This is a genomic window from Pseudoflavonifractor phocaeensis, assembly GCF_016901735.1.
Taxonomy (GTDB): Bacteria; Bacillota; Clostridia; order Oscillospirales; family Oscillospiraceae; genus Pseudoflavonifractor_A.
Genome location: NZ_JACLZC010000002.1, coordinates 42291 through 68674, shown reverse-complemented (window position 1 = coordinate 68674; position 26384 = coordinate 42291). Strand labels below are relative to the sequence as shown.

Here is a 26384-nt window from a genome sequence, read left to right as displayed (position 1 = left end):
TTCAAATATCTTCTGCGCCTCCTTCTATAGAGCCGGCGTAGTCTTGCCACATCTTTCGGTAAAGGGGGCAGTTCTGCAGAATCTCCTCCTGGAGGCCCCAGCCCACAATCTCTCCATTGGCAACAACCAATATCTGGTCGGCATTGCGGATCGTATTCAGCCGGTGGGCCACGACAATCAGAGACTTTCCCGCCACCAGCTTGCTGATAGCCTGCTGAATCAGCGCCTCGTTTTCGGGGTCGGCATAGGCGGTCGCCTCGTCCAAAATGATGACGGACGCCTGCTTGAGCATGGCCCGCGCAACGGTGATGCGCTGCCGTTCTCCGCCGGAGAGGCGGTCCCCAGCATCGCCAACCATGGTGTCATAGCCCTGCTCTAACTGCATGATAAAGTCGTGGCAGTTGGCAGCCTTGGCCGCAGCCTCTACCTCCCCGTCGCTGGCGTCAGGGTTTCCCATGCGGATGTTTTCCCGAATGGATTTATCAAAGAGAAAATTGTCCTGGGCTACATAGCTGATTTCACCCATGAGCTGTCCAAACGGAATGTTGCGAATATCCTGCCCGCCAAAGCGAACTGTACCGGAGGTTACATCCCAAAAGCCGGCCATCAGCTTAGCAATCGTAGACTTCCCGGAGCCGGATGGACCAACAATGGCGGTCATGGTACCGGGCTGTGTCTGGAATGAGATACCGTGGAGAACTTCGGATTCATTATAAGCAAAATGGACATCCTCAAATTGATAACACCGCTCCCCAAGCTTCGCAGGCTCTGTAGGGCGGACAAGCTCCGGTGTTTTCAAAAAGGTGGTGACTTGTTCCAGGTTGCCTTTGATCATGCTGACCTGCTCCATAGCCGCGGAGACCTTCATCAGCGGCGCAATAAAACCCAGAGGCACCACCAAGGCCACCAGGAAGACAGGGAAAGAAAGACTTCCCTCCATGTAGAGCCACGCTCCCACTGGAAGGGTTCCCAGAAGCGTAGAAGGGAGGACCGCCCGGGCTGCCGCGTTCCAAAGCCAGCACTGGCTCCACCATGCCATGGTGGAATCGTGGAAATAGCGGACAGAATCGGCATACTTTCCATAGGAAGCTGCAGACCGGTTGAACGCCTTGATGACCTGAATGCCGTTGACATACTCCACCAAAGCGCTGTTCATCTCGTTGGCAGATCGCATGTAGTTCTCCATGCGGGGCCCATATCCCCGCATCATGGCGGCAAAAAAGAGGGTGCCCAGCGGAATTGTAACAAGTGCGGCCAGACCCATACGCCAGTCCAGCAGAAAAATTAGGAGAATACTGCATAGGGGAGCGGCGATGTTGGAGGGCAGTTCCGGCATGAAATGGGCCATAGAGTCCTCTAACTTCGCCACATTGTCCACGATCAGATTCTTGAAAGCCCCTGTGGGTGTTTCCAGCATGATGCCCATGGGGACCTTCGCCATCCGATCCGTAATGGCCTCTCGGATATTTTTCAGTATGGTAAAGGATATTTTGTGGGAGATCAGGGAGGATTGCCAGGTAAGCAGCATTTTTATGATCTGGCAAACCGCGGCGCCTCCGCAGAGAGGCAGTACCAGCATGGGAGTTGCGGTTCCCCGGTACAGTGCATCCGCAAGAACAGCCACCATTAAAAATGGGCCCATGCCGAATAGTTCTCCCAAGACGGCCAGAAAGATAGAGAGACGCATTTTACCGTTGCTCTCTCCTACGAAAGCGAATAACTGCCGAATTGCTCCCGGCTCCTTTGACTTCATAACCAGACTCCTTTCAGGCCACAAAAAATACAAGGAGGGTATTGCATTTTTGAGTACCCTGTGCTAAAATCTAAATTACGGTGTAATATTACAGTGTAATTTTAGTATAGAACGGAGGGACAGGTAATGTCAAGAGACTTTCAGCAGACCCATGAAAATCTTTTGCTCTGCGCCCAAAAGCACTTTCTGGAATACGGCTATGAGCGGGCAAGCATTCGGGAGATCTGCAAGGACGCTCATGTGACCAATGGGGCTTTTTATAACCACTTTGACGATAAGGAATCTCTGTTCGGTGCGCTGGTGGAGCCTGTTGTTCAAGAGGTCAAGGCCATTTATGATGCGTCGGTAAATGAGCACATGGAGCTGGCAAAGACAGATGACTTAAAATCTATCTGGAAACTGTCGGAGGAAACGCTGAAGGTTATCATCGAATATATCTATGAGCATTTTGATGTGTTCCGTCTGCTTCTCATGCGGGCGGAGGGGACACGGTATTCCTCCTTCTTAGATGATGTTGTCCGTCTGGAAACTCAAGTGACACTGAAGTTCTTTGCAGAGTTGAGATCCCGCGGTGTTCCGATCCGTGAATTGGCAGAAGAGGAATGGCATATTTTGCTTCATGCGTATTTTGCATCCCTGGCGGAAGTAGTTATGCACAATTTTCCCAAAGAGGCAGCTCTGAAATATGCCCATACGCTTGTCTCATTTTTTAACGCCGGATGGCAAACAATTTTGGGGATTTGATCCCCAAAATTTTTGCACATCAGTTAGCATTTACTAACTCTCTGCGGGGAGGTGAAACTGCATAGTTCCCTTTGCACGGGGCATTACAACATTTATTCTTTTTCAGAAAGGACATATTAAAAATGGAGAACACGAAAAAACTTACAGGTAAAGATTTGATCAATGTCGGCATTTACACCGCTATGACCCTTGTTATTTTCTTTGTTGTCGGACTACTCACTGCTTTGCCGGTGGTATACCCGTTTCTGTTCTTGATTTGGCCTATCGTCTGTGGCATTCCCATGATGCTCTACTACACTAAAATCAAGAAGGTTGGTATGCTGACTATCACCGGCATCATCGGCGGCATTTTCTTTTATCTAATTGGCTACGGCTGGATCGGCCTGATTGGCTGGGTACTCGGCGGCATCCTAAGCGATATTGTTCTCAAAATCGGAGGTTACCAGAAGTTCAAGATCACGGTTCTGAGTTATGCCTGCTTTTGCCTCGGCATCATGGGTTGCCCAGCCAATCTCTGGTTCGCTGGTGAGGCATACTGGGAAAACATTCACACTTCCATGGGAGATCAGTATGCAAATACCCTTCAGAGCCTAATGCCCTCCTGGATGCTCTATGTAGGTTTTGTTCTGCTGTTTGTGGGCGGCATCCTGGGCGCACTGCTGGGCCATAAAATGCTGAAAAAGCACTTTGAGAGAGCGGGCATTGTGTAATGGAGCAATTACAAGCAGTTGTTGAAAATAGAACAGGTTTTCGGTTGGACCCACGAACCAAGCTGCTGCTGATGGCCGTTGTCGCTACCGCAGAATTTCTATACAGCCACACCGCCTTTATGGTTGCGGTGGCGATGATCCCCTTTATTTTACTGTTGACTAACCGGCAGTATAAGACGGCAACCGTGTTCTTCTGCCTGTTTGCGGCGGGGCTGTTTGTGCAGGCCATCCAGAACTCGGTCCAGTTCCCCATGATTGTCAATATGCTGGTAGTCCTGTTGGTGGGACTGGTCCTGCGACTGTTTCCGGCCTTTATGATGGGGGCCTACATCATCAAATCCACCACGGCCAGCGAGTGCATTACCGCACTGGGCCGGATGCACATTGGGCGGCAGATCACCATTCCGCTCTCCGTCCTGTTTCGCTTTATCCCTACCATGCAGGAGGAGTCGGCCGCCATCAAGGACGCCATGCGGATGCGGGAGGTCCAGTTCGGGACAAAGAAATTCTGGCAAAACCCCGCTGCCCTGATTGAATACCGTTTTATTCCCCTGATGATCTCGGTGGTCAAAATTGGGGATGATCTCTCCGCGGCGGCCCTGACCCGCGGCCTGGATAACCCGGTCCGGCGCACCAATATCACAAAGGTCGGTTTTACTGGCTGGGATCTGCTGGCGGTGCTGATTGCCGGAGCCGCACTGCTCTCCACATACTTTTTCAGTCCGTGGTAAGGAGGTGATACTGTGATCGAATTAAAAGATGTTTCCTTTACCTATGAGAGCGGGGAAACCGAGAACAACCTGAGCCATATAAATCTAACAATACAGGATGGCGAAACTATTCTGTTCTGCGGAGAGTCCGGATGTGGCAAGACAACGCTGACTCGGCTGATCAACGGTCTGATCCCTCATTACTACGGAGGGAAACTGACCGGGCAAGTCCTTTTAGACGGGAAAGAGTTAAAAGACTATCCTCTTTATCAAATCGGGCAGCGGGTGGGATCTGTATTCCAAAACCCAAGGACACAATTCTACAATGTAGATACCACCAGCGAGATTGTTTTTGGGTGTGAAAACATGGCCCTGCCGGTCCCGGAGATGCGGAAGCGTCTGGAGGAAACCGCCCACAGCCTCAAGCTGGAAAAACTGCTGAACCGGAGCTTGTTTGCCCTGTCCGGCGGGGAAAAGCAAAAAATTGCCTGTGCATCTGCTGACGCAATCCGCCCGGACATTTTCGTATTGGACGAACCGTCCTCCAATCTGGATATTGCCACCATCGAAGATTTGATTGGTGTGATCCGGCACTGGCAGTCTGAGAAAAAGACCGTGATTGTCGCGGAACACCGGCTTTATTATCTCGTTCCCTATGCAGATCGAATTTTCTATATGAAACACGGAAGTATTGTACGGGAATTTACCGGGGCGGAGTTTCAAAAACTACCGCCCGATGAATTGCAGGGAATGGGGCTGCGGGCACTGGACCCATTCCACCTGTCCCCGGAGGCCGCTCCCAAGCTGGCCGCTCCGCAATTACATATCAAGGGGTTCCAGTTCTCCTATGAAAAGCACGGCCCCCTCAATGTGGATATTCCAGACCTGACCCTGCCCCAAGGGGAGATCATCGGCATCATCGGAAACAACGGCGCGGGAAAATCTACCTTCGCCCGGTGCCTGTGCGGTCTGGATAAAAAAGCGAAAGGTGTGCTTGAAATGGATGGGGCCTCCTATGACCCGAAGCAGCGCAGGTATATCTCCTATATGGTCATGCAGGATGTAAATCACCAGCTATTCACAGAAGATGTACTGGACGAATTGATGCTTAGTATGGATGGCGAGGACGAGAAAACAGACACAGCCCGCGCCAAGGAGATACTGAACAGCCTTGACCTGTTGGGCAAAGCAAAACTGCACCCCATGTCCCTGTCCGGAGGAGAAAAGCAGAGGGTGGCGATTGGCAGTGCAATAGCATCGGACAAAAAGGTCCTGATATTTGACGAACCTACCAGCGGATTGGATTACCGTCATATGCTGGAGGTATCGGACAACTTAAACCGTCTGAAAAAGATGGGAAAGAGCCTGTTTCTGATTACGCATGACCCGGAGCTCATTTATAAGTGCTGCACCTACCTGTTGTTCATTCAGGGGAGCAAGGTGCTGTGGCATCAGCCGATGGACGGGGATGCTGTAGGGCTCTTGCGGGCTTTCTTCTCCCGCAAGCAAGGAGCTGGTGTGTGCAATGCCTCCGGATAAAAAACTGTACGCTTCCGGTGAGGATTACTTGGAGGCCATACTTCTTCTCCACAAGAAGATGGGCATGGTACGCTCCGTGGATGTGGCTCGGCACATGGAGGTGTCCAAGCCCAGCGTGTGCCATGCGGTGGCGACCCTGCGGGACGGTGGATTTCTCACAATGGACGAGGATTATTTCCTTCACCTGACCGATGCAGGTAGGGAAGTGGCCGAGCAAATCTACGAAAAGCACCGCTTCTTTACAGAAATGCTGACAAATGCTGGGGTAGACCCCATTACTGCCGAGCGGGACGCCTGCCGGATTGAGCATGTCATCAGCGAGAGTAGTTTTCAACACTTAAAAAAGACTTTGACAGAAAAGAAATAATGGGGGAGGTGAGACTGTTGACCGGGATGGCAGTGCTGCACTATGACAATCTGTGTATAGACCCAAACCAACGCAGAGTCTATGTAAATGGTCGCGTCATAAAGATGACTACAATGGAGTTTAACATCTTGTATTATCTGGCTTCACATCCCGGTTGGACTTTTACCCGAGAGCAGCTTTATCAATATGCTATGCCGGATGATTTTGCTGCTGGCCCGGAAAGCGTCACCAGCAGGATATGCAAGATACGAAAAAAACTAAATATCAATGCGATTCAAACTGTATATGGATATGGCTATCGCTTTGAAAAGTATAACTGAAAATATTATAAAACCCGGTCGAGATCTCGTGCATGAAATTTCGACCGGGTTTCTGTTATTGGAGAATAAATTTAATATTATTTCGACTCTTTGCGGAAGCACATGAACCAGTCCAGGCAATACTGATTCTCGCTCTGGTTGTCCATCCGCTCCTTGGCTACGCCGCAGCTGCCGGCGGTGGGTACGATGACATCATCGCCGGGCCGCCAGTCGGCCGGGGTGGCGCAGGCGTCGGCGTCCGCTTTCTGGAGCGCCAGGATGATACGCTTGATCTCGTCAAAGTTACGGCCCGTGGACAGCGGATAGTACAGGATGGTTCGCACCACGCCGTTGGGGTCGATGACAAACACCGCCCGTACCGCCTGGGTGTTGGACTGTCCCGGCTGGATCATGCCGTACTTGTTGGCCACCTCCATGCGGATATCCTCGATGAGGGGGAAGGTCACATTGATGTGTTTCTTACCGTTCCACTCCAGCTCCTGGATCTTCCGCAGCCAGGCGATGTGGGAATAGATAGAGTCCACCGAAAGCCCCACCAGCTCAGTATTGAGCGCCTTGAACTCGTCGATCATGGAGCCGAAGGTCATAAACTCCGTGGTGCAGACCGGGGTGAAATCCGCGGGATGGGAGAAGAGGATCACCCATTTGCCGGCGTAATCCTCCGGGAATTTGATAGGGCCCTGGGTGGTGACAGCCTCGAAGGACGGGGCCTTGTCGCCAATAAGAGGCATTCTGTTTTCCTGATCCATGGTAAGCGCTCCTTTCGTTAGTAGTCAAGTTCGATGAATATGATATATGGGTTCTTTGGAGAAAGGCCGTAATACTCTATCTGAAACAGCGTTAACCCAGCAGCTCGCTCTCCAAATCCTGCAGCATGATGTCCAGTGCGGAGATACCACCCTCGGCGGTGTACCACACGGCGGGGTGAGCCAGATAGACGATGTTGCCGTTCTTGTAGGCATCAGTTCCCATCACCAACTCGTTTTCCATGATCTCCTGGGCCAGCTTTGCCCCGTCGGTGCCGATGGCGGCATCACGGTCCAGCACGAAGATATAGTCGGGTGCCTTCTCCACAATGAACTCAAAAGATGCCTCGTTGCCATGGGTGGAGGTGTCGATGTTGGCGTCCACGCCAATATTTTCGAAACCAATTTCGCGTCCAATCATGGAGCAGCGGCCGTCATTGCCCAGCACATTGTAGCTGCCGCTGGTGACCAGTCCCACGATGGCGGTCTTGCCGGCGGCAAATTCGGACAGGGCGGTGATCCGGGCGTCAAAATTGGCCATCAGCTCATCCACCTTGTCCTCCAGACCAAACATGGAGGCAATGGTAGTGGCATTCTGCCGCACGCTTTCCACTACGCCAAGCTCGGTATCAGTGGCCAGGTAGACCACAGGAGCAATCTCGCTGAGGGCGTCATAACTGGAAGCCAGGCGGCCGCCGATGAAGATGACATCCGGCTCACAGGCCATGACGGCCTCCAGATCGGCCTCCTTGATGGTGCCCAGGTTGGCAATATCGTCATTGATGTAGTCCTGGAGATACTCCAGACTGGTGGAGGCAGTGCCTACCACTCGGTCACCCACGCCCAGGGCATCCAGAATGTCCAACGAGGCCATATCCAGAATGGCGATACGCTGGGGATCGTAAGGCACCTCCAGCTCCGCCGCCTCCTTGTTGGCATTGAGGCTGGTGATGGTCACAGACTCAGGGGTTTCGTTGTTCTGGGTTTCCTCACTGGACTGGCTGCTGCTGGGCGAGGAGGTATTCTTGGAAGAATCGCCGCCGTTCTGAGCGGAGCAGGCCATGAGGCTCAGGGCCATCACGCCGGCCAGGGCAAGAGAAAGCATCTTTTTCATGTTCATTTTTGGTTACTCCTTTTCTAAAAAGTACTGAAAATAAGGGTCAATAGTAGATGGACAGAGGCTTGCCCGCAATGGTCAGGATCTCAAAGTCCACCTGATAGATCTGCGACAGGTTCTCTTTCGTCATCACCTCCTCCACAGTGCCGAACTTAGCGATTTTTCCGTCCTTAAAGGCACAGATATAATCGGAATAAAATGCCGCATAATTGATCTCGTGCAGCACTAAAATCACCGTCTTCCCCAGCTCGTCGCAGAGGCGACGGACGATTTTCATCATGTTGGTGGCGTGGTAGATATCCAAATTGTTGGTGGGCTCATCCAGCAACACATATTCGGTGTCCTGGGCGATGACCATGGCGATCAGCGCCCGCTGCCGCTGGCCGCCGGAGAGTTCGTCGATGAAGCGATCCTGGAATTCTTCCAGTTCCATGTAGGCAATGGCCCGGTCGATGATCTTCTGATCCTCTGGGGTGACCCGGTTGCCTGAATAGGGGAAGCGCCCGAAGGTCACCAGCTCCCGCACGGTCAGCTTCATCTGGATGTTATTGGACTGGGTCAGGATGGCAAGGCGTTTGGAGAGTTCCTTGCTTTTCCACTTGCCGATGTCCCTGCCCTCGAAGTCCACCAGTCCGCTGTCGTGGGCGATGAGCCGGGAGATCATGCCCATGACGGTGGACTTGCCCGCGCCGTTGGGGCCGATCAGGGAAATCACCTTGCCCTTGGGAATGGCAAAGCTCACGCCGTCCACCACGGTTTTCCCGTCATACTGTTTTGTCAATTCCTGTACGCGCATGGTCACACCTTCTTTCTTGTCAGGAGGAGATAGAGGAAGTAAAGGCCGCCGCCCACGGTGATGAACACGCTCACCGGCACGGAGTAGGAATACACATGCTCGACGATGAGCTGCCCGCCCACCAGCACGATCATGCCGAACAGGGCCGAGCCCAGCACCAGCTGGGTGTGGCGGAAGGTCTTGAGCAGCTGCCGGGACAGGTTGGCGATGATGAGCCCCAAAAAGGAGATGGGCCCCACCATGGCGGTGGCCACGGCGATGCAGAGGGTCACGCCCAGCAGCAGGCGGCGGATGCAGCGGTCGTAGTCCACGCCGAGGTTGATGGCCTGCTCCTTGCCCAATGTCAGCACATCCAGCAGGGCCAGTTCCTTGCGCAGAGCGAAGATGACGCCTGCCAGAAGAATCAAGGAAAAGACGATAATCTCGGAATTGATATTGCTGAAGCTTGCCACCAGGGTATTCAGCAGACTGTCGTACTCATTGGGGTCCATGACCCGGGTCAGCGTGGTCTGGATGCTGCCAAAGAAGGAGGTCAGTACTGTACCCACCAGCAACACATACAGCACATTGTGCTTTGTCTTTTTGAAAATCCAGCTGTAGATTACTGTGGCGGCGATACCCATGAGCACAACATCCACTGCAAAGGACAGATTGGCGTTGGAGGCCACCACGCTGGCAGATCCAAGAAAGAACACCACCGCCGTGTGGATGAGGGTATAGAGGGAATTCATCCCCAGCAGGCAGGGGGTCACGATGGTGTTGTTGATGATGGACTGAAATACCAGAGAAGCACCGCCAATGGAAAAGGCGGTAATGAGCATGACAATGAGCTTGGGAGTTCGGATCTTCATGGCGTAGGCCAGCAGCTTGGGATTAGAGAAATTCACTTCAACCAGCATATATCCCGCTGCGCAGAACAGAACGAGGACCACTAAAATCAGAAGTTTGCGCCGGTTGGCGCGTGCTGCAGAGATGTTCACTGGTCCGCACCTCCCCTCAGGTTGGGCATGGTGGAGCAGCAGCCTGTCCCGGCGCCGCCCAGACGGATGGCCTTGCGGCCATGCTTGAGCCGGTAAAACAGCAGGGCGATGAAAATGAGGCTTCCCAGGATGCCCACGATCAGCTCGATGGGCAGCTCGTAGGGGGCAATCACCACCCGGCCGATCATGTCGCACACCAGCACGAAGATTGCGCCGAACAGGGCGGTGTCCACCAGCGTGCCCCGAATCTTGTCGCCCTTGTACATGGCTACCACATTGGGCACGATCAGGCCGATGTAGGAGATGGAGCCGACCACCACCACGATGGAGGCGGTGATCATGGCGGCAATGGTGAGGCCGGAGAAGAGCACCAGATTGTACGGGACCCCCAGGTTCTTGGAAAAATCCTTGCCCAGCCCCACGATGTTGAAGTGGTTGGCAAAGAGAAAGGCCAGAATGACCAGCGGCACCGTCAGCCAGACGATCTCATACCGGCCCTTCAGCACCAGGGAAAAGTGGCCCACCAGCCAGGAGGACAGGGCCTGGGTCATCTCGTACTTGTACGCCAGATAGTTGGTAATGCCGCCGATGACATTGCCGAACATGATGCCCACCAGAGGAACCATAACCACATCCTTGAACTGGATGCGCTGAATGAACCAGACGAAGATCCAAGTGCCCAGAATCGCCGTGGCAAAGGCGAAGATAGCCCTGCTCCATAGGGTGGAGGCCGGCATAAACAGCAGAGCCAGCAGGATGCCGAACTGGGCCGAGGAGGTGGTGGCGCCGGTGGTTGGGGACACAAATTTGTTGCTGCACAGCTGCTGCATGATGAGTCCCGCCACACTCATACCAATGCCGGTGCATAGGATGGCCAGCAGGCGCGGCAGCCGGGAGATCAGGAAAATCTCCAACTGCTCAAAATTGCCTGCGAGTAGCTCACCGGGTGTCAGGTCAATCACGCCCACAAACAGTGAACAGCCGGACAATATAAGTAGCAGAACAGAAAGAACAATGGTAGATCGATACGGTCTGATACAATCCTCCCCTTTCTTCTTGCGGTTAGCCATAGCTAACCGCTGTGTATAAAAGAATGCGCAGCGGCGATTGGACTTACCGTGCATCACACACTGCGCATCGTAAGTGTATTATAGCATATGGAGTTAGTCATGTGCAACCGCGCAAAAAGCACAAGCTACCAAGCGGAAAGAAATCTTTTTTTATCCATTCTGCAAATTGTTGCCCCGAGTGGACTGCGTCTGAGCAGTCAACCGGCTCATACTCCGCAGGCTGACGCCCAGGGTGGAGAAATTGTGCAGCGTGGCGGAGGTGGCTGGCGGCAGGACTCCGGCTACGCCCAGAGCGATCAGCGCGCTGTTGAAGCCGATGACGAAGCGGTAGTTGGAGTGGATGCGCGCCATCAGCGCCATGGCGATCCGGCGCAGCTCTACAAGTTCCCAGAGGCTGTCGGCAGCGATGGTGATGTCTGCAATCTCCCGGGCGATGGCGGCGCCGTCGCTGATGGCGATGCCCGCGTCCGCCTCGGACAAGGCCGGCGAGTCGTTGATGCCGTCGCCCACCATCAGGACAGTATGCCCCTCCCAGCGGAGCCTTGCCACATACTCCGCCTTGTCCGCCGGCAGGACTCCGGCGCGGAAGTCATCCACTCCCACCTGGGCGGCAATGGCTGCGGCGGTGCGGTAACTGTCGCCGGTGAGCATAACGGTGCTGGTAATCCCCAAGGTGCGGAGGGCAGAGAGGGCTTCCTTTGCCTCCTCACGCAGCGGGTCGGAGATGCAGATCACGGCGGCCAGCTGTCCGCCTACGGCCAGATACAGGTGAGAATACTCCGGCGGCAGGGCGTCAAAGCGCTCCTGTTCGCCTTCCGGAATGACGCAGCCCTCATCCTCAAAGACAAAGTGGGCGCTGCCGATGAGGACCCGCTCCCCATCGACGGTGCTGGCGATGCCGTGGGCCACCAGATACTCCACCTTGGAGTGGTACTCCTCGTGACGCAGGCCCCGGCGCTTCGCCTCCTCCACCACGGCGTTGGCCATGGAATGTGGGAAGTGTTCCTCCAGGCAGGCGGCCAGCCGCAGCATTTCGGCTTCCTCCTTGGTGCCGAAAGATACCACCTGAGCCACCCGGGGGCAGGCGCGGGTCAGGGTGCCGGTCTTGTCAAAGACGATGGTATCGGCAGCCGCCACAGCCTCCAGGAATTTGCCGCCCTTGACGGTGATGTGGGCGCGTCCCGCCTCCCGCATGGCGGAGAGGACGGCCAGAGGCATGGCCAGCTTCAGGGCGCAGGAGAAGTCCACCATCAGCACCGACAGGGCCCGCGCCACATTCCGGGTGAGGGCAAAACTCAGCAGGCTCCCGGCGAAGGTATAGGGCACCAGCTTGTCCGCCAGATTGGCGGCCTTGCTCTCAGCCTCCGACTTCATCTGCTCCGACTGCTCGATCATGTGGACGATCTGGTCATAGCGGCTCTGGCCGGAGGCCTGGCGTACCTCCAGCACACATTCGCCCTCCTCCACCACAGTGCCGGCATAGACCGCGCCGCCGGGGCGCTTGGGCACCGGGATGGGCTCTCCGGTGAGGGACGCCTGATTGACGGTGACCTCCCCCTCCAGCACAAGACCGTCTACGGGCACGATGCCGCCGGCGCGGACGACTACTGCATCCCCCGGCTGGATCTGGGACACAGGAACCAGCACTTCGCCCTGGGCTGTGCGCAGCCAGACCCGGTCCACATTCAGCGACATGCACCGGGCCAGATCCGCCACAGATTTCTTCCTTGTCCACTCCTCCAGCAGCTCGCCCACCTCCAGCAGAAACATGACCATTCCGGCGGTTCCGAAGTCCCTTCTACAGGCAGAAATGGAAATAGACAGGGCATCCAGCAGCTCCACCTTGATGCGGCGGCGCAGCAGGCAGCGCAGTCCTCTCCGCACAAAGGGGATCATGTGCCAGAGAATGCGGGCAATCCGCAATGGAGACGGGAGAAACAGGGTGCAGGCGGCCTTGCACACCACCTTTGCCACCAGCTTCTCCTCAAATTCCCGGTTCAGCGCCCGGCTGCTGTGGGCGGGCAGCGCGGTGGTCCGCTCCGCCTCCTGCCAGGAAAAATGCCGAATTTCGTTCAGCACGGCTTGGCGAGTCCCATCGTAGTACAGGATGACGCAGCAGGTTCGCTCATGGACGGTGACCTGCCGGCACCAGGACTTTCCCTGAATCCATGCCTCCAGCAGATCCGCCTGAGCGAGTGTCATTTGTTTTTGCCGCAGCCGGAACCGGATGCGCCCCCGGCTTTCGTGCAATATGGTTGCGTTCATAGGTTCCTCCTTCACGAAAAGAGGGAGCCGCTGGCGGCTCCCTCTGGGTCAATCAGGCTTCTTCGCTCTCCAGATTGGCAGCGGCGGCTTCCTCCGCTTCCTTCGCAGCCCGGTCCTCATTCAGCTCCTTGGCGGAGGCCAGAATGTCCGCGGCGTTTTCCTGCACCGTAGTCACGGTTTCCATGACCGCGTCCTTCATCCGCAGGCCGGCGGCCGTGACGTGGACATAGGCCTTCTTGGCATCCTTGCTGGACAGCAGCTTAACGCCAAAAGATCCAAACAACGCACCGGTGGCAAAGCAGGCCAGTTTCGTATAAACGCTCATTGTGATCCTTCCTTTCCCTTATTTCCGTTTGTAGCCGGTGACCATGACCATAATCATGCAGATCACAGCGCCCCACGCCCAAAAACGATGCTGTTTCATCGCTGTCACTCCTTCTGAATGCTTTGGAATGTCTGATTATTGTAGCAGAAAAGGTGGGTGTTTGTCGCTGTCAAAACGGACGCGGAGTTGCGGTTTCCGACATTTTTCTGTACTGGCCGGGAGTCATGCCATACTCCCGCTTGAATGCTGCGTTGAACTGGCTCATACCCTCATACCCTACAGCCTGTGCGATTTGCTGAATGGGCATCCGGGTGGTGCAGATCAGCTCCTGTGCCCGTCGGAGGCGCTGTTGAACCAAAAAGCTGTGAATCGGCATGCCATAGGCGCGGCGGAACCCTTCTTTCAAGAAGGTCGGGGAAAGCGAAAACTGTTTGCAGAGGAACGCAATGGTAAGCTTATCAGACAGATGCGTCTGGATGTATGCCTTGACTTCCAACAGACTGTGGGATACCGGGCAGCCTGAGCCGGAGAAAGATTCGTCCGATTCAGATACCTCGGTGCAGAGCAGATACAGCAGTTCCACCGACTTGAAAACACAGTAGCGTTCCTGCTCCTGCTCAGACAGATAGCGAACCGTTTCAAAAAATGACTGCGTCCAAGGTGTGCCGCACAGGGCCATGCAGCCGTTCCTCGCCGTCATCTTCTGCTTGACGATCCTGGTGTCCAACCTCATCCCCAGGGTGGAGCAGACCGTCACAAGGCTTTCTTTTGCGGCTTTGGCGTCTACGGCGATCAAAATGCCGCCCAGATTTCCGCTATACTGACACGAGCGGAGAGCGGAGCTGTCGGAGAGGAGGAAAATGGCCGGAGCCTCCACCGTGTAGGAAGTCCCCTGTAATGGCCGGACGGCAAGGCGGCCGGTCAAACAGAACAGCACCTCAAACTGGAGCGGTGCGCCGCACACCGGGATGGGCCGCAAGGGCTCCTGCACCGGCTCCGGCAGGGAAAAGCGGCAGATCTGCACCCCCGGCATACCGTGGCCCCAGCGGCCCGTGCCGGAGCCCTGCCTCAATAAGTATTCTTTCAGCATATTTCTCACGACCTGTTTCTCTGGGTTCGAAATTGGTTTCGCCTATGCTGGCTGGGGATACAGAGAGAAGGCAGGAGACGAGATCCTCCTGCCTTCTGCGGTGTTTTTGTCAGGCCAGAGATGCGCCCAGCTCGCGGCAGGCCGCCAGAGCGTCATCGTCCGGAGCCTCGTTGCAGATCACGCTTTCGCGGGCCAGATTGGCGCCGTCGTCGTTGCAGCGGGACTCCCAGCTGCGCATCCATTCGCCGTCCCCCCAGCCGTAGGAGCCGAACAGAGCGATGTTCTTCCCGCTCAGCCTGCCCTCACAGGCGGTGAACATGGGCTCGAACTCGCTCTCCTCCAGCTGCTCCGACCCCATGGAGGGGCAGCCAAAGGCGATGGCGGAATACTCGCCGACCTGCTCCGGCGAGAACTCTGCGGCGGTAATCACAGACACCTCAGCGCCTTTGCCCTTGGCGCCTTCGGCCACCGCCATTGCCATGGCCTCGGTGTTTCCCGTGCCGCTCCAATACACAACTGCAACTTTACTCATAAGACTCAACGACCTTTCTTTCTGGATTTGTTATGGTAGAAACATCAACCAGCCACGGTGAGCTGCTCGATGGATTTCCCTTGCTGCCACTGCCGGGAGTAGATCTTGCTGCATATCTCATATTTTTCAAAGATGTTTTTGGCGGTCTGCTCGTCGCCGTAGACCTTCCAGCAGCCCACGCATTTGTGATTGCACGCCCGATTGCAGATGAAGCCCAGCACATCCTCAGGGGGATAGCTCAAAAACAGGCCGATCTCATGGGGGAATTCCCCCTCGCTCCGGAGCCGGTGGATGAGGTGAACCACGCAGCCATTGGGGTTTTCCGGCACATAGCCGTATTTGAGAAGCAAGGCTCTGGCCCGCTGATCGGTCAGATCGCTCTCCAATGCATTGGGCCGGTAGGCATAGATCAAAGCGCGGCCTTTGCGAACCCGGAGCGGAAGGACGCGTATTCCTCTGGGAACCAGTTTCTTGTTCAGTCGACACAAGTCTTTCGTCAGATCCTTCCGGCTGGGGCAGGCACAGGAAAAGAGGTTTCCCGTCTTGATTCCGGCCAGGGTGGGAGAACAATGGCGAATCAGCAGATCCTCTGACATAGGCGTTTCCCTCACAAAATCATGTCCACGCGAAGACTGTACGGCGAAATAAAAAAACTGACAGTAAATGTAGTTAGCGATTGCTAACCAATGCGTTAAATATATAGCCGCCGCCTTTTAGTTTGCGGTAGCTAACTAACGCAATTATATACAGGACAAATTCGCTTGTCAAGAGGACGGATGGATTTTGTTGACAGAAAAAATGGCGCTTGTCGGACGCCTGTGTTATAATAAGCAAAACGCCCGTTTTTTGGAGGTTCCTATGGCGATTCACGAGTCTGGCCAGATGTATCTGGAAACCATCTATATTCTTTCACAGAACAGCACCTTCGTTCGAGCTATCGATGTGGGAGCGCAGTTGGGCTTTACCAAGCCCAGCGTCAGCAGAGCCATGTCCATTCTGAAAAAGGACGGATATGTGAATGTGGATGCTGACGGTGCGATCACCTTGACGGAGACCGGGCTTGCCATTGCTAAGACGATGTACACCCGCCACACGGTGTTGAGCCAGATGCTGATGGAATTGGGCGTGGACGAGGAGACTGCGACCGAAGATGCCTGCCGGATCGAGCATGTGATCAGCGAAAAATCCTTTGCGGCGGTGCAGGCGCACTTGGAGCAGGTAACGAAAATGCGGGAAGATGCGCACGGGCAATGAGCCTATGCAAATTTGGCGGACTTTGCTATCGAGCGGCAACGCGATAAGTGAATACCTGCCATTTGGCACGGAATATCAAATGCGGTGGAGCCTGGATATGGCCTCCACCGCATTTTATGTGATCTGCGCTTTTAAATCAGGAGCGACCTGCTGTGTAAGTTCACCGCCAAGCGTACCTGCTCCATAGCTCCAAACGCTTACGGCAGCTCATCCTTATGTGTCTGCTGGCTTTTCAAAAACTTTCGGGCGGCTTTTTTGATATTATGGCACACGCCAAGAATAGCGATGCAAAACAGCAGAGCCGCTAATCCATATCCAAACGACTGCATTGCCGTGTTCATATTCACGCCTCTTTTCTGACCGCTGCCGCCAATGAACTCAACCGAATAGTCCTCTTTTTTTATACGGCTCTTTCTGGATCGCTCCGACCTCATACCCCGTGCCGCGAATGGCGTTCATGAGCACCTCCGTGTCCAGCTCTGTTTCAGAGAGGATCACGGTCTGGTTTTTGCTCCGGGAAGAACTCACCTTTTTGACCGGGCAGGCTTTGCGCACAGCGTCATTGACATGGGCCTCGCACATCCCGCACATCATTCCATTGACTTCCACTGTGTACTTCCACATGTTCTCTCACTCCTTCTTGACTTTTGGATCATCGAACTGCGCGGACCGGAAGGTGGTCTGCCGTGCCGCGGTCCGTTCATCGGGGATCTTCCTGGCCATCAGACAGCACAGCGGCGCCAACGAACTTCCGAGAAGTGGATGGCGAACGATGGAATAGCCGCGCTCGGACAGGTATGCCATCAGCTCCCCGGCAGTCCAGACATGATACACCCGAAAGCCTGAAAGCCCCATGAACCAGAGCCGGAGTCTGGCGCTTCGGCTTTTGCCCCAGACAAAGGTGGGGGCGAACAGCCATCCCCCCGGCTTCAGAACCCGCCAGGCTTCCGCCAGAGCTTTTTCCGGGTGAGGCATGACATGGAGGGCGTTGGAGATCACGACCGCGTCGAAGCTCTCCGGGCCGTAGGGCAGCTTGGTAGCGTCCTGGACGGAGAAATGGAGCCGGGACGAATGCACCTGCTTTTTGGCCTGACGGATCATTTCAGCTGAAAAGTCGGTTGCCTCCCAGCTCCGGACACATGGAGACAGCGGCACGGACAGCTGGCCTGTTCCGCAGGCCAACTCCAGCACATCCATGTCCCGTTTCAGAAAAGGACGCATTGCTTTGCAGATCTGCTGATAGGTCGCCTGAGAGCGGCGTATGAAACCGGAGTAATGCCGTGAAAACCGCTCCCAAAACTGCTTGTTGTCATCCATACAGTATGGTCACCTCAATGATGGTTAGTTCGTGCTAACCACATCATACTCTTTGTCGCATGAAATTGCAAGATGCCACTATATTGGATTTGTATGCCCCCCGGGATCAATCAAGGGAAGAAGCTGGAACGAAGAATGACCGGGATACATCTCCCGGCCATTCTTTCCGTTTCGTTCGGCTCACTGTGTTTACCGGCACCAACCGGTGGGATTGGAGCGGGCGGTGATGAAGCGGCGGTAAATGCCCTCCTCCTCCATAAGTGTGTCGTGGGCGCCGGCCTGAACGATGCGCCCCTGGTCGATAACCAGGATCTCATCGGCGTGACGAATGGTATTGAGCCGGTGGGCAATGACCAGCAGGGTCTTGCCCCGGCACAGTTGGGTGATGGCCTCCTGGATGTAGCTCTCATTGTCGGCGTCCACGCTGGCAGTGGCCTCATCCAGAATGACGATGGGAGCATCCTTCAGAATGCAGCGGGCAATGGAGATTCGCTGCCGCTCTCCGCCGGATAGGCTGGCTCCACCTTCGCCGATGACCGTGTCAAAGCCGTCGGGCAGCTCCATGATGAAGTCATAGCATCGGGCTTTTCTGGCCGCCTCATAAACCTCCTCCCGTGTGGCGTCTGTCCGCCCCATGGCGATGTTGTTATAGACGGTATCTTGGAATAAGTAGACCCGCTGGAACACCATAGAGATCTGATCCATCAGATCAGAAAGAGGAATATCGCGGATATCCCTGCCCCGCACTAAAATTTGGCCCTGTTTGACATCCCAAAACCGGGAGAGCAGGTTGGCTACCGTACTTTTACCGCCGCCAGAGGGCCCCACCAGGGCCAGCATCCGGTTTTTCTCCAGTGTGAAAGAGACATCATGCAGTACCTCTTTCTCCCCGTAGGCGAAGGTGACATTTCGGAACTCCACCTCCGGGGCACCGCCGGCTTTGGGTAAGGTCTCCCGGCCCCGGTCAGGCAGTTCCGGCTGAGCCAACACTGCCTCGATCCGGTCCATGCAGGCGTTCATCACCGTCAGGCGGGTGGCTTGACTATAGAGCGCTTTAATGGGGCCGAAGAGGTCAAAGACGAAGAGCAGGACACCCAGCAGGAAGGTGATGGAGAGCTGCCCCCGGCCATAGAGCCAGAGAGACAGGGGGATCATCAGCACCGAGCCCAGACCGCACACCAGATAAAGGGCCCGCATCCAGGGGGCCTGACTCTCCTCGAACTCGATGCTGACCTTGCGGCTCCGGGCGAAATTTTCGGTGAGTTGCTCGGAACGCTCTCCCAGCAGGTTGAAGGTCTTGGCAATACCAATGCCCTCCACATAGTCCAGCACTGCCCGTGTAAGCGCCTCGCTCTGCTCCTGTCGGATGTCGGAGTGGGCCAGGGTGCTCCCCAGAGATGCGCGGCCCAGCTGCCAGATAATCAGCACCACCACCAAGGCGGCCAGTCCCAGCCAGGGATTCAGGAAGGCCAGCCACAGCACAAGAATGGCTTGGGCAAAGGTATAGCTCATCATGTTGGCAATGTCGTGCATACAGTTCTCCTCAATGAACACCATGTCGGTGGACAGAACGGAACTGATTTTGCCGATGTTGCCCTCTGTGAAATAGCCCATGGGCAGGCGGCGCAGATGCCGTCCTAGCTCCATGCGCAGATCGGCGAATACCATATAGCCCGCCGCGGCCTGGAGCCGGTCGGCGATGTTCTGGTACAGGCACTCCAGCAGAACGCAACCCACCGTGCCCACCGCCAGCCACAGGCACAGCCGTGCCGTCATGGTTCCCTGGAGAAAAGCGCTCAGGGCCAGGAAGGACAGACCGATGGGGGCCTTGGACAGCATGGCCTTCAGGAACGCAAAGACAAAGGCCAGCTTGATCCGCCCCTGATAGGGGCCGGATACGGACAGGATTCGTTTCATCAGCGCGATCATGCCTCGTCGCCTCCTTTCTCCGCAGAGACACGCCAGGCAGCGGCTCCCTCGGCAGCCCGCCACAGTTTTTCATAGGCGGGGCAAGTCTTTCGCAATGTATCGTGGCGGCCAATCCCTGCCACATTGCCCTGATCCAGCACCACGATCTGATCGGCACCTGCAATGGACTGAAGCCGGTGGGCGATGACGATGACCGTCTTGCCCCGGATCACCTCGGCAATGGCGGCGTTCATTTTCTCCTCATTCTCCGGGTCCAAAAAAGCGGTGGCCTCATCCAGCACCACGATGGGAGCGTTCTTCAAAATCGCCCGGGCCAGGGCGATCCGCTGCCGCTCCCCGCCGGAAAGCCCTTTGCCGCCATCGCCGGCCATGGTATAGATTCCTTTTTCCAGCTGTTTCAGAAACTCTCCGCATTGAGCCCGTTCCGCCGCCGCCAGCACCTCCTCGTCGGTGGCGCCGGGTCTTCCCAGCCGGATGTTCTCCAACAGGCTGGTGTTGAACAGGAACTGCTCCTGCGCGACGAAGGAGATCTGCTCATTCAGAGAGGCGAGGGACATCTCTCGCAGGTCTTGCCCCCCCAGCGTAATGCGTCCGTCCGTCACATCGTAAAAGTGGACCAGCAGCTTGGCAAGGGTCGATTTCCCGCTGCCGGATTCTCCCACCAAAGCGGTAAGGCTGCCCTGTGGGACAGAGAAGGAGATGCCGTGGAGGACTTCGTCCTTTTCATAAGAAAACCGCACATTCTCAAAGCGGATCTGCAAATCGTTTCCGTTGAAATCCGTTTTTCCTTCTTTCAGGGGCGGAATATTGAACAGAGATTCCATTTGGTCAATCTTGTAGCTCAGCTGGGGCAGCACCGACATAAAGTTCATGGCTCGGATCAGAGGCGGTCCCACGGAAAAAGACATGCACAATACCAGCGCGTAATCCGGCAAGGTAGAGGCGCCGGCGAGTACCAGATAGCCGCCCACCGGCAGCAGCACCAGCGCCACGCAGGGCAAAATGCTGGTGTAGAGGGCCATCCACAGCCAGCAGGCCCGGAACCAATCCAGAGTAAAATCACGGTAGTTTTTTACATCGGTCTCAAAGCGGTGATATGACTCTCCGTCCCGGTTGAAGACTTTCACGACTTCCATGCCGTTGATGTACTCCACGATGGTGTTGTTCATTTTCTGCCCGGCGGCGTAGTAGTCTCCCATCTTGCTCATGCCGGAGCGGTACATCATGCCCATGGCCAGTACGCCCAGCGGAAGGGAGCAGAGGGAAAGCAGACCCAGCTTCCAGTCCGTGAGGAACATGGCCGCAAATACCACCACCGGCACCGCCAGATTGGACAGCCCTTCCGGCAGGGCGTGGGCCAGCAGAAGTTCCATGCTCTCAATGTCGTCAATGAACATCTTCTTCCAGACTCCAACGCCCTTCTCCTGGATCGCGCCCAGGGGCTGCTTTTCCAGCTTGCTCTGGAGATGGAGCCGGAGGTTTTCCAAAGTATGATAGGCGGAGCGGTGGGACAGAGCCAGCCCCTCCACATAAAGAAGGCTGTAGAGGACCATGCACAGAGCCATGGCCCCGGCGTTGAACAGGGTTTCCTCCAACGTGAGACTGCCCCCAGTCAGCAGGGGCCGCAGCAGGCGGTAGAGGAAGAAATAGGGCAGCACGCTCATGGCCACGCCGGCCACCAGTACCAGAATGGAGGCATAAGTCGTCTTCCGGTGGCGTCCGGTGTAGCGCAGGACTTTTTGAAACACAGTATCACTCCTTTTTAGTTAGTTATTGCTAACTTATTAGCGAGAAAAAAGCCTCCGCAGAGGCGTTTTTCATCCCTTGGGGAATCCCAGGGCAGCGTACCAGTCAAAGAGACGGCAGACCAAAGTGCAGTGGCGCTGGATCTCCGGCCAGGCGAAGGCGTGGATAAAGGGCTCGTAAATGGTGGTCCAGAAGGCGGACAGGACTACATGGAGCTCCTCCTGCGTCATATCCACAGTACACAAGCCCCGGCGTCTGGCCTCGGCGTAGTAGGTCCAGGTGCCTTCCGTCATTTTCTCCACCCAGTCGTGTTGGAAGTTGGCGTAGGCGGTGCCCTCCGCTCCGGTGAGCAGCAGCACAAAGCCATCCCGCCGCTCATTGAGAAAGCGGAACCACCACAGCATGTATTCCTCATCCATATACCACGCCCGGATCAGGTCTTCGTCGGAGAGGGCGGATGCCGGCACCGCCGTCCGCTCCTCATAAACAGCATCCAAATCCGCCACCGTATCCGCCACCACAGCGCGAAACAGTTCCTCTTTTCCGGCGTAACGCTTATAAAGGGCGCCGGTTGTCACCCCAGCCCGCTGGCAGATGGATTTCAGGGAAGCCTGCTCAAAGCCCAGCGCCAGGAACTCCTCTCTGGCACTGTCCATGATCCGAGGGTCGATGGAAGTATCCGGTCTTGCCATAACACCCCTCCCGACAAATGATAATTTGATTACCGATAATCTGATTATCAATATAGCATTCCTTTCTATCACTGTCAAGGAGAAATCCTCTCTTGACAAACTTGCTTTTTGGTTGTATATTCAAAACATCGTTATGAAACAGTGTTTTGAATTGAGAGGCGATACCATGGCAAAGCAGATCGAAGGGGTCTATGAAAATGTACTCCGCTGCGCCCGTCGGGAATTTTTGGAAAAAGGCTTTGCTCTGGCCTCCCTGCGGGACATCGCCAAAGCGGCGGGAACCAGCACCGGCTCCATCTATACCCGCTTTACCGACAAGGCGGGATTGTTCCGGGCCCTGGTGGAGCCTGCCGCGGGAGAGCTGAAGCGCCGTTTTTTGGAGATTCAGGAGTCTTTTCACCAGTTTGACGGCCCAACCCAGCAGGAGGAGATGGGGCGTTACACTGCCCATGCCCAGGAGGGACTGTTTGACTACATCTATGAGCACCTGCCGGAGTTTGAACTGCTGCTCCGCCGGGCCGCCGGGACGGAATATGCCCACTATATTGACGAGTTGGTGGAGATCGAAGTCAGTTACACCTACAAATACATGGAGGTCATCGGCTGTGAGAGCGTCCGCTCCGGTCAGGTCACCGAGGACTTGATCCATATCGTTACCACCGCCTACTTCAACGGAATGTTTGAGCCGGTGCGGCACCGCATGGATAAGGCCCGGGCGCTCCACTATGTCCGCCAGCTCAACCGCTATCACATGGCAGGATTTGAAACGATTTTTCATCCTGAAAACTTCCGGTAGTGCAAAAGGCCGCTTTTCCGGCGGCCTTTTCATAGAACCAAAGGTTAGCAATAACTAACTAAGGAGGCTTATTTATGCAGCAAACACAAAGCCCACTGCTGCGGTTGTGGCAGCTGGGCAAGGATCATCACGGCGGCCTGATTGCCGCCATCTTCTGCGCGGTGGCGGGTGTCCTGCTGGGTCTGCTGCCGTATCTCTCGGCAGGGCGTATCCTGGTAGCGCTTCTCACCGGGCAGCGGGACTGGAACTTCTATCTTCTGTGGTGCATGGTGGCCCTTGGTGGCTATCTGGCCAAAACTCTGCTTTACAATCTGGCGCTCTCCCTCTCCCACAAGGCCACCTTCCAGATCCTGCGGGACATCCGGAAGATGGTTCTGTCCAAAATGCCCCGCTTACCCTTGGGAGACATTCTGGACACCTCCAGCGGCCGGCTCAAACAGATCGTGGTAGATCAGGTGGAGAGTATGGAGACGACACTGGCCCACCTGCTGCCGGAGATGACCTCCAATCTGCTGGCGCCGGTATGCGTTCTCGTGTATCTGTTTACGCTGGACTGGCGCATGGCATTGCTGAGTCTGGTGTCCATTCCTGTGGGCATGGCTTTTATGATGGCCATCATGGGCAGCTATGGCAAGGACTATCAGGGTGCGGTGGAGACGACCCAGGCCATGAACGAGACCATTGTGGAATACATCGGCGGCATTGAGGTCATCAAGGCCTTCAATCAGGGAAAGAACTCCTATGAGAAGTTCTCCTCCCGGGTGCGGGCCAATGCTGCCTACTACTACAACTGGATGAAGAAATGCCAGTTCGGAATGGCGCTGGCCTATGCCATCGCTCCCACCACGCTGATTACGGTGCTGCCTGTGGGCTGGATCTTCTACACGGACGGCAGCTTGTCCGCGGAGGTATTTCTCACCACCATCATCCTGTCCATGAGTATTGTGGGGCCTCTCATTGCCGCCATGGGCTTTGTGGATAATCTTGCCAAGGTGGGTACCATCGTAGGTTCGGTGGACGAGATCCTCCTGAAGCCGGAGCAGGATCACGGAACACAGCCGGCACAGCTGGGAAGACCGGATATCGCCTTGGATCATGTCTCCTTTGGATATGCCCAAGACAAGGAGATCCTCCACAACATCTCCCTCACCATTCCGGCCGGCAGCCTCACCGCTTTGGTTGGTCCCTCCGGTTCGGGCAAGTCCACCATTGCCAAGCTCATCGCCGGTTTCTGGGATGTGACCGAGGGCCGCATTACCCTGGGCGGCGTGGAGGAAAGCCGTATCCCGCTGGAACAACTCTATGACCAGGTGGCCTTTGTTTCTCAGGACAATTACCTCTTTGACGATACCATCCGGGAAAATATCCGTATGGGCCGGGTAAATGCCACGGATCAAGAAGTGGAACAAGTCGGCAAAGCCGCCGGATGCGACGGTTTCATCCGCCAGTTGGAGCATGGCTATGACACCCGGGTGGGCGGCGGAGGCGCCCATCTCTCCGGAGGAGAGCGGCAGCGTATCGCCATCGCCCGGGCCATGCTGAAAAACGCCCCCGTGGTGATTCTGGACGAGGCCACCGCCTACATTGATCCGGAGAATGAAGCGGTGGTCCAGCGGGCAGTGGCAAAACTGGTGGAGGGTAAGACGGTCATCGTCATTGCCCACCGCCTGTCCACCATCACCGGCGCAGATCAGATCGTGGTGGTGAAGGATGGAAGCATCGAGGCGCAGGGCAGGCATGAAGACCTGCTGCGCCATTGCCCGTTGTACGTCGATCTGTGGCAGGCTCACATGGGCGCAAAGGAGGGAGAAACGGTATGATCGAGACATTCAGAGGTATCTGGCGGTTTGCCGGTAAGGAACAGCGCAACATCCGGCGCTCGGTGATCGCCTGCTTTTTCAATGCGGTATTCCATATGTTTGAGATTGCCGCCATCTACTACACCATCCTGGCTCTGCTGGATGGAAAAATCGGCCCTGCCACGGCGTGGCAGGCGCTGGGCCTGTTGGCAGTCAGTATTCTGGGCAGCGCCGTGACCAGATATTTCTCCCAGCTTGAGCAGACCCACGCAGGGTACTTCATGGCGGCAAATAAGCGCGTGGCCATCGGGCAGCGGATGAAATCCGTCCCCATGGGCTACTTCAACGACAACAGCCTAGGAGAGCTCACCGGGGTCTGCACCACCGTGCTGGACAATGTGGAGACTGTGGCCCCCATGGTGTTGGTGACCATGCTGGGCGGGATGCTCAACGCTCTGGTCTTTACGGTGATGATCCTGATTTTTGACTGGCGGATCGGTCTCATTGTGGTGGCTGCTACAACAGTTTATTTGTTCATCACCTCGGCCATGGAGCAAAAATCCGCCGCCCTCGCCCCGCACCGTCAGAAATCCGAGGCCAAACTGGTGGAGGCGGTGCTGGAGTATGTGCAGGGCATGAGCGTGGTGAAGTCCTTCAACCTCACCGGACGGGGTGACCGCACCTTGCAGGAAGCACTGGAATACAACTGCCGCAGCAACCTGAACATCGAAAAGATGTTCACCCCTTATATTATGGCGCAGGGGATCGCGCTCCAGCTGGGAAGCGTGGCCATGATGTTTGCGGCGGTATGGTTCTATCTCTCCGGAACGATGATTCTGGCCAACGCTCTGATGGTGGTCATCATGTCCTTCCTGGTCTTTGCTCAGATCTCCTCGGCGGGCAGCGGCATGTCCCTGCTGCGTATCGTCAGCAGCTGCATGGCCCATGCCGATGAGACGGACGCCATGCCCCAGCTGGCAGAGACCGGTCGGGCCGGCACGCCCAGGGAGCACGGCATTACCTTCGACCATGTTTCGTTCTCTTATGACCAGCGGCCTATCCTGCGGGATGTATCCTTCGCCATCCCGGACAGAACCACCACCGCCATCGTGGGCCCCAGCGGTTCCGGGAAAACCACACTGTGTAATCTCATCGCCCGGTTCTGGGATGTGGAGAGCGGCACCGTCCTTGTGGGCGGTCAGAATGTGAAGGACTATACTCTGGAGGACCTGATGGATCAGATCTCCATGGTATTTCAGAAGGTCTATCTCTTTGCCGACACGGTGGAAAACAACATCAAGTTTGGATGCCCCAATGCCACCCACGAGGAAGTGGTGGCTGCGGCGAAGAAAGCCTGTTGCCACGACTTCATTCTCACCCTGCCCCAAGGCTATGACACCGTCATCGGCGAGGGTGGCTCCAGTCTTTCCGGCGGCGAGAAGCAGCGCATCTCCATTGCCCGGGCGATCCTGAAGGATGCTCCCATCGTGATTCTGGATGAAGCCACCGCCAATGTAGACCCGGAGAATGAGGACCGGCTGCAAAAGGCCATCGAAGCCCTGACTCGGAACAAGACCATTCTGATGATCGCTCACCGGCTGAAGACGGTCCGCAACGCCGACCAGATACTGGTGCTGGACGGCGGACAGATCGTTCAGCGGGGCACCCACAGCCAGCTCATGGCCCAGGAGGGCCTGTATCAAGCGTTCGTATCCGGCCGTAAAGAGTCCGGCCAGTGGAAGCTCTAAGAGGAGGAACGCCCAAACCATCATGAAAAGAGGAGTGCC

Annotated in this window: 27 protein-coding genes; 10 read left to right on the top strand and 17 right to left on the bottom strand. The window is 55.8% G+C overall.

Features of this window, described 5'->3' with window-relative positions; genetic code table 11:
• Nucleotide 1: 1 nt before the first annotated feature.
• Entirely contained in the window at nucleotides 2-1753 is a 1752-nt protein-coding gene (locus H7U37_RS01110) for an ABC transporter ATP-binding protein (RefSeq protein WP_204872949.1), read from the bottom strand.
• 126 nt (nucleotides 1754-1879) lie between these two features.
• On the opposite strand from H7U37_RS01110, the gene H7U37_RS01105 reads away from it, so the two are divergent.
• From H7U37_RS01105 to H7U37_RS01080, 6 genes are all read left to right on the top strand, one after another.
• Entirely contained in the window at nucleotides 1880-2497 is a 618-nt protein-coding gene (locus H7U37_RS01105; protein WP_177692410.1) for a TetR/AcrR family transcriptional regulator, read from the top strand.
• A gap of 122 nt (nucleotides 2498-2619) precedes the next feature.
• Entirely contained in the window at nucleotides 2620-3207 is a 588-nt protein-coding gene (locus H7U37_RS01100; protein ID WP_177692409.1) for an MptD family putative ECF transporter S component, read from the top strand.
• Between the two features lie 44 nt (nucleotides 3208-3251).
• Nucleotides 3252-3938, top strand: coding sequence for an energy-coupling factor transporter transmembrane component T (locus H7U37_RS01095; RefSeq protein ID WP_243414180.1), 687 nt, complete (start codon nucleotides 3252-3254; stop codon nucleotides 3936-3938).
• Nucleotides 3939-3950: 12 nt separating this feature from the next.
• Nucleotides 3951-5456 carry an ATP-binding cassette domain-containing protein gene (locus H7U37_RS01090; protein WP_204872945.1) on the top strand — a complete coding sequence of 502 codons (1506 nt, stop codon included), beginning with the start codon at nucleotides 3951-3953 and terminating at the stop codon, nucleotides 5454-5456.
• Complete coding sequence (locus tag H7U37_RS01085) at nucleotides 5443-5823, top strand: metal-dependent transcriptional regulator (RefSeq protein WP_007713082.1); 381 nt, start codon at nucleotides 5443-5445, stop codon at nucleotides 5821-5823. Before H7U37_RS01090 ends, H7U37_RS01085 begins: the two co-directional genes overlap by 14 nt.
• Before the next feature lie 26 nt (nucleotides 5824-5849).
• Nucleotides 5850-6143 carry a winged helix-turn-helix domain-containing protein gene (locus H7U37_RS01080; RefSeq protein ID WP_243010176.1) on the top strand — a complete coding sequence of 98 codons (294 nt, stop codon included), beginning with the start codon at nucleotides 5850-5852 and terminating at the stop codon, nucleotides 6141-6143.
• Nucleotides 6144-6220: 77 nt separating this feature from the next.
• Here the strand turns inward: H7U37_RS01080 and H7U37_RS01075 are convergent, their stop codons facing one another.
• From H7U37_RS01075 to H7U37_RS01030, 10 genes are all read right to left on the bottom strand, one after another.
• Nucleotides 6221-6892, bottom strand: a complete 672-nt coding sequence (locus H7U37_RS01075) for a peroxiredoxin (protein WP_087388203.1) — start codon at nucleotides 6890-6892, stop codon at nucleotides 6221-6223.
• A gap of 91 nt (nucleotides 6893-6983) precedes the next feature.
• On the bottom strand, nucleotides 6984-8003 hold the full coding sequence (locus H7U37_RS01070) for a siderophore ABC transporter substrate-binding protein (protein WP_204873016.1): 1020 nt from the start codon (nucleotides 8001-8003) through the stop codon (nucleotides 6984-6986).
• Between the two features lie 46 nt (nucleotides 8004-8049).
• Nucleotides 8050-8802 (bottom strand): iron ABC transporter ATP-binding protein, encoded by a 753-nt coding sequence (locus tag H7U37_RS01065; RefSeq protein ID WP_204872943.1) that lies wholly within the window; start codon nucleotides 8800-8802, stop codon nucleotides 8050-8052.
• Between the two features lie 2 nt (nucleotides 8803-8804).
• On the bottom strand, nucleotides 8805-9782 hold the full coding sequence (locus H7U37_RS01060; RefSeq protein ID WP_204872941.1) for an iron chelate uptake ABC transporter family permease subunit: 978 nt from the start codon (nucleotides 9780-9782) through the stop codon (nucleotides 8805-8807).
• Nucleotides 9779-10852, bottom strand: a complete 1074-nt coding sequence (locus tag H7U37_RS01055) for an ABC transporter permease (RefSeq protein ID WP_204872939.1) — start codon at nucleotides 10850-10852, stop codon at nucleotides 9779-9781. The genes H7U37_RS01060 and H7U37_RS01055 overlap by 4 nt, the downstream gene beginning before the upstream one ends.
• 150 nt (nucleotides 10853-11002) lie before the next feature.
• Nucleotides 11003-13117, bottom strand: coding sequence for a heavy metal translocating P-type ATPase (locus tag H7U37_RS01050; RefSeq protein WP_204872937.1), 2115 nt, complete (start codon nucleotides 13115-13117; stop codon nucleotides 11003-11005).
• A gap of 52 nt (nucleotides 13118-13169) precedes the next feature.
• Nucleotides 13170-13442: a DUF6110 family protein gene (locus H7U37_RS01045; RefSeq protein ID WP_204872935.1), complete on the bottom strand. Its 273-nt coding sequence runs from the start codon at nucleotides 13440-13442 to the stop codon at nucleotides 13170-13172.
• 169 nt (nucleotides 13443-13611) lie between these two features.
• Nucleotides 13612-14532: a helix-turn-helix domain-containing protein gene (locus H7U37_RS01040; protein ID WP_204872933.1), complete on the bottom strand. Its 921-nt coding sequence runs from the start codon at nucleotides 14530-14532 to the stop codon at nucleotides 13612-13614.
• Between the two features lie 109 nt (nucleotides 14533-14641).
• Complete coding sequence (locus H7U37_RS01035; protein ID WP_204872931.1) at nucleotides 14642-15064, bottom strand: flavodoxin; 423 nt, start codon at nucleotides 15062-15064, stop codon at nucleotides 14642-14644.
• A 44-nt stretch (nucleotides 15065-15108) separates the two neighbouring features.
• Nucleotides 15109-15660, bottom strand: a complete 552-nt coding sequence (locus tag H7U37_RS01030; protein ID WP_204872929.1) for a DUF3793 family protein — start codon at nucleotides 15658-15660, stop codon at nucleotides 15109-15111.
• Between the two features lie 262 nt (nucleotides 15661-15922).
• On the opposite strand from H7U37_RS01030, the gene H7U37_RS01025 reads away from it, so the two are divergent.
• Nucleotides 15923-16318 (top strand): metal-dependent transcriptional regulator, encoded by a 396-nt coding sequence (locus H7U37_RS01025; protein WP_164475022.1) that lies wholly within the window; start codon nucleotides 15923-15925, stop codon nucleotides 16316-16318.
• 197 nt (nucleotides 16319-16515) lie between these two features.
• On the opposite strand, the gene H7U37_RS15550 is transcribed toward H7U37_RS01025, so the two are convergent.
• From H7U37_RS15550 to H7U37_RS00995, 6 genes are all read right to left on the bottom strand, one after another.
• On the bottom strand, nucleotides 16516-16659 hold the full coding sequence (locus tag H7U37_RS15550; RefSeq protein WP_243413619.1) for a hypothetical protein: 144 nt from the start codon (nucleotides 16657-16659) through the stop codon (nucleotides 16516-16518).
• A gap of 37 nt (nucleotides 16660-16696) precedes the next feature.
• Nucleotides 16697-16942: a heavy-metal-associated domain-containing protein gene (locus H7U37_RS01015; RefSeq protein WP_087238112.1), complete on the bottom strand. Its 246-nt coding sequence runs from the start codon at nucleotides 16940-16942 to the stop codon at nucleotides 16697-16699.
• A 6-nt stretch (nucleotides 16943-16948) separates the two neighbouring features.
• On the bottom strand, nucleotides 16949-17635 hold the full coding sequence (locus H7U37_RS01010) for a class I SAM-dependent methyltransferase (protein WP_204872927.1): 687 nt from the start codon (nucleotides 17633-17635) through the stop codon (nucleotides 16949-16951).
• A gap of 189 nt (nucleotides 17636-17824) precedes the next feature.
• A complete protein-coding gene (locus tag H7U37_RS01005) occupies nucleotides 17825-19564 on the bottom strand; it encodes an ABC transporter ATP-binding protein (protein WP_204872925.1) in 1740 nt (579 codons plus the stop codon).
• Entirely contained in the window at nucleotides 19561-21312 is a 1752-nt protein-coding gene (locus H7U37_RS01000) for an ATP-binding cassette domain-containing protein (protein WP_204872922.1), read from the bottom strand. Before H7U37_RS01000 ends, H7U37_RS01005 begins: the two co-directional genes overlap by 4 nt.
• Nucleotides 21313-21381: 69 nt before the next feature.
• A complete protein-coding gene (locus tag H7U37_RS00995; protein ID WP_204872921.1) occupies nucleotides 21382-22002 on the bottom strand; it encodes a TetR/AcrR family transcriptional regulator in 621 nt (206 codons plus the stop codon).
• Between the two features lie 166 nt (nucleotides 22003-22168).
• Between H7U37_RS00995 and H7U37_RS00990 the strand changes: the two genes are divergently transcribed.
• The 3 genes from H7U37_RS00990 (at nucleotide 22169) to H7U37_RS00980 (ending at nucleotide 26345) form a co-directional block, all read left to right on the top strand.
• Nucleotides 22169-22798 (top strand): TetR/AcrR family transcriptional regulator, encoded by a 630-nt coding sequence (locus H7U37_RS00990; RefSeq protein ID WP_204872919.1) that lies wholly within the window; start codon nucleotides 22169-22171, stop codon nucleotides 22796-22798.
• 74 nt (nucleotides 22799-22872) lie between these two features.
• Nucleotides 22873-24618: an ABC transporter ATP-binding protein gene (locus H7U37_RS00985; protein WP_204872916.1), complete on the top strand. Its 1746-nt coding sequence runs from the start codon at nucleotides 22873-22875 to the stop codon at nucleotides 24616-24618.
• Nucleotides 24615-26345, top strand: coding sequence for an ABC transporter ATP-binding protein (locus tag H7U37_RS00980; protein WP_204872914.1), 1731 nt, complete (start codon nucleotides 24615-24617; stop codon nucleotides 26343-26345). The genes H7U37_RS00985 and H7U37_RS00980 overlap by 4 nt, the downstream gene beginning before the upstream one ends.
• The last annotated feature ends 39 nt before the right edge of the window (nucleotides 26346-26384 follow it).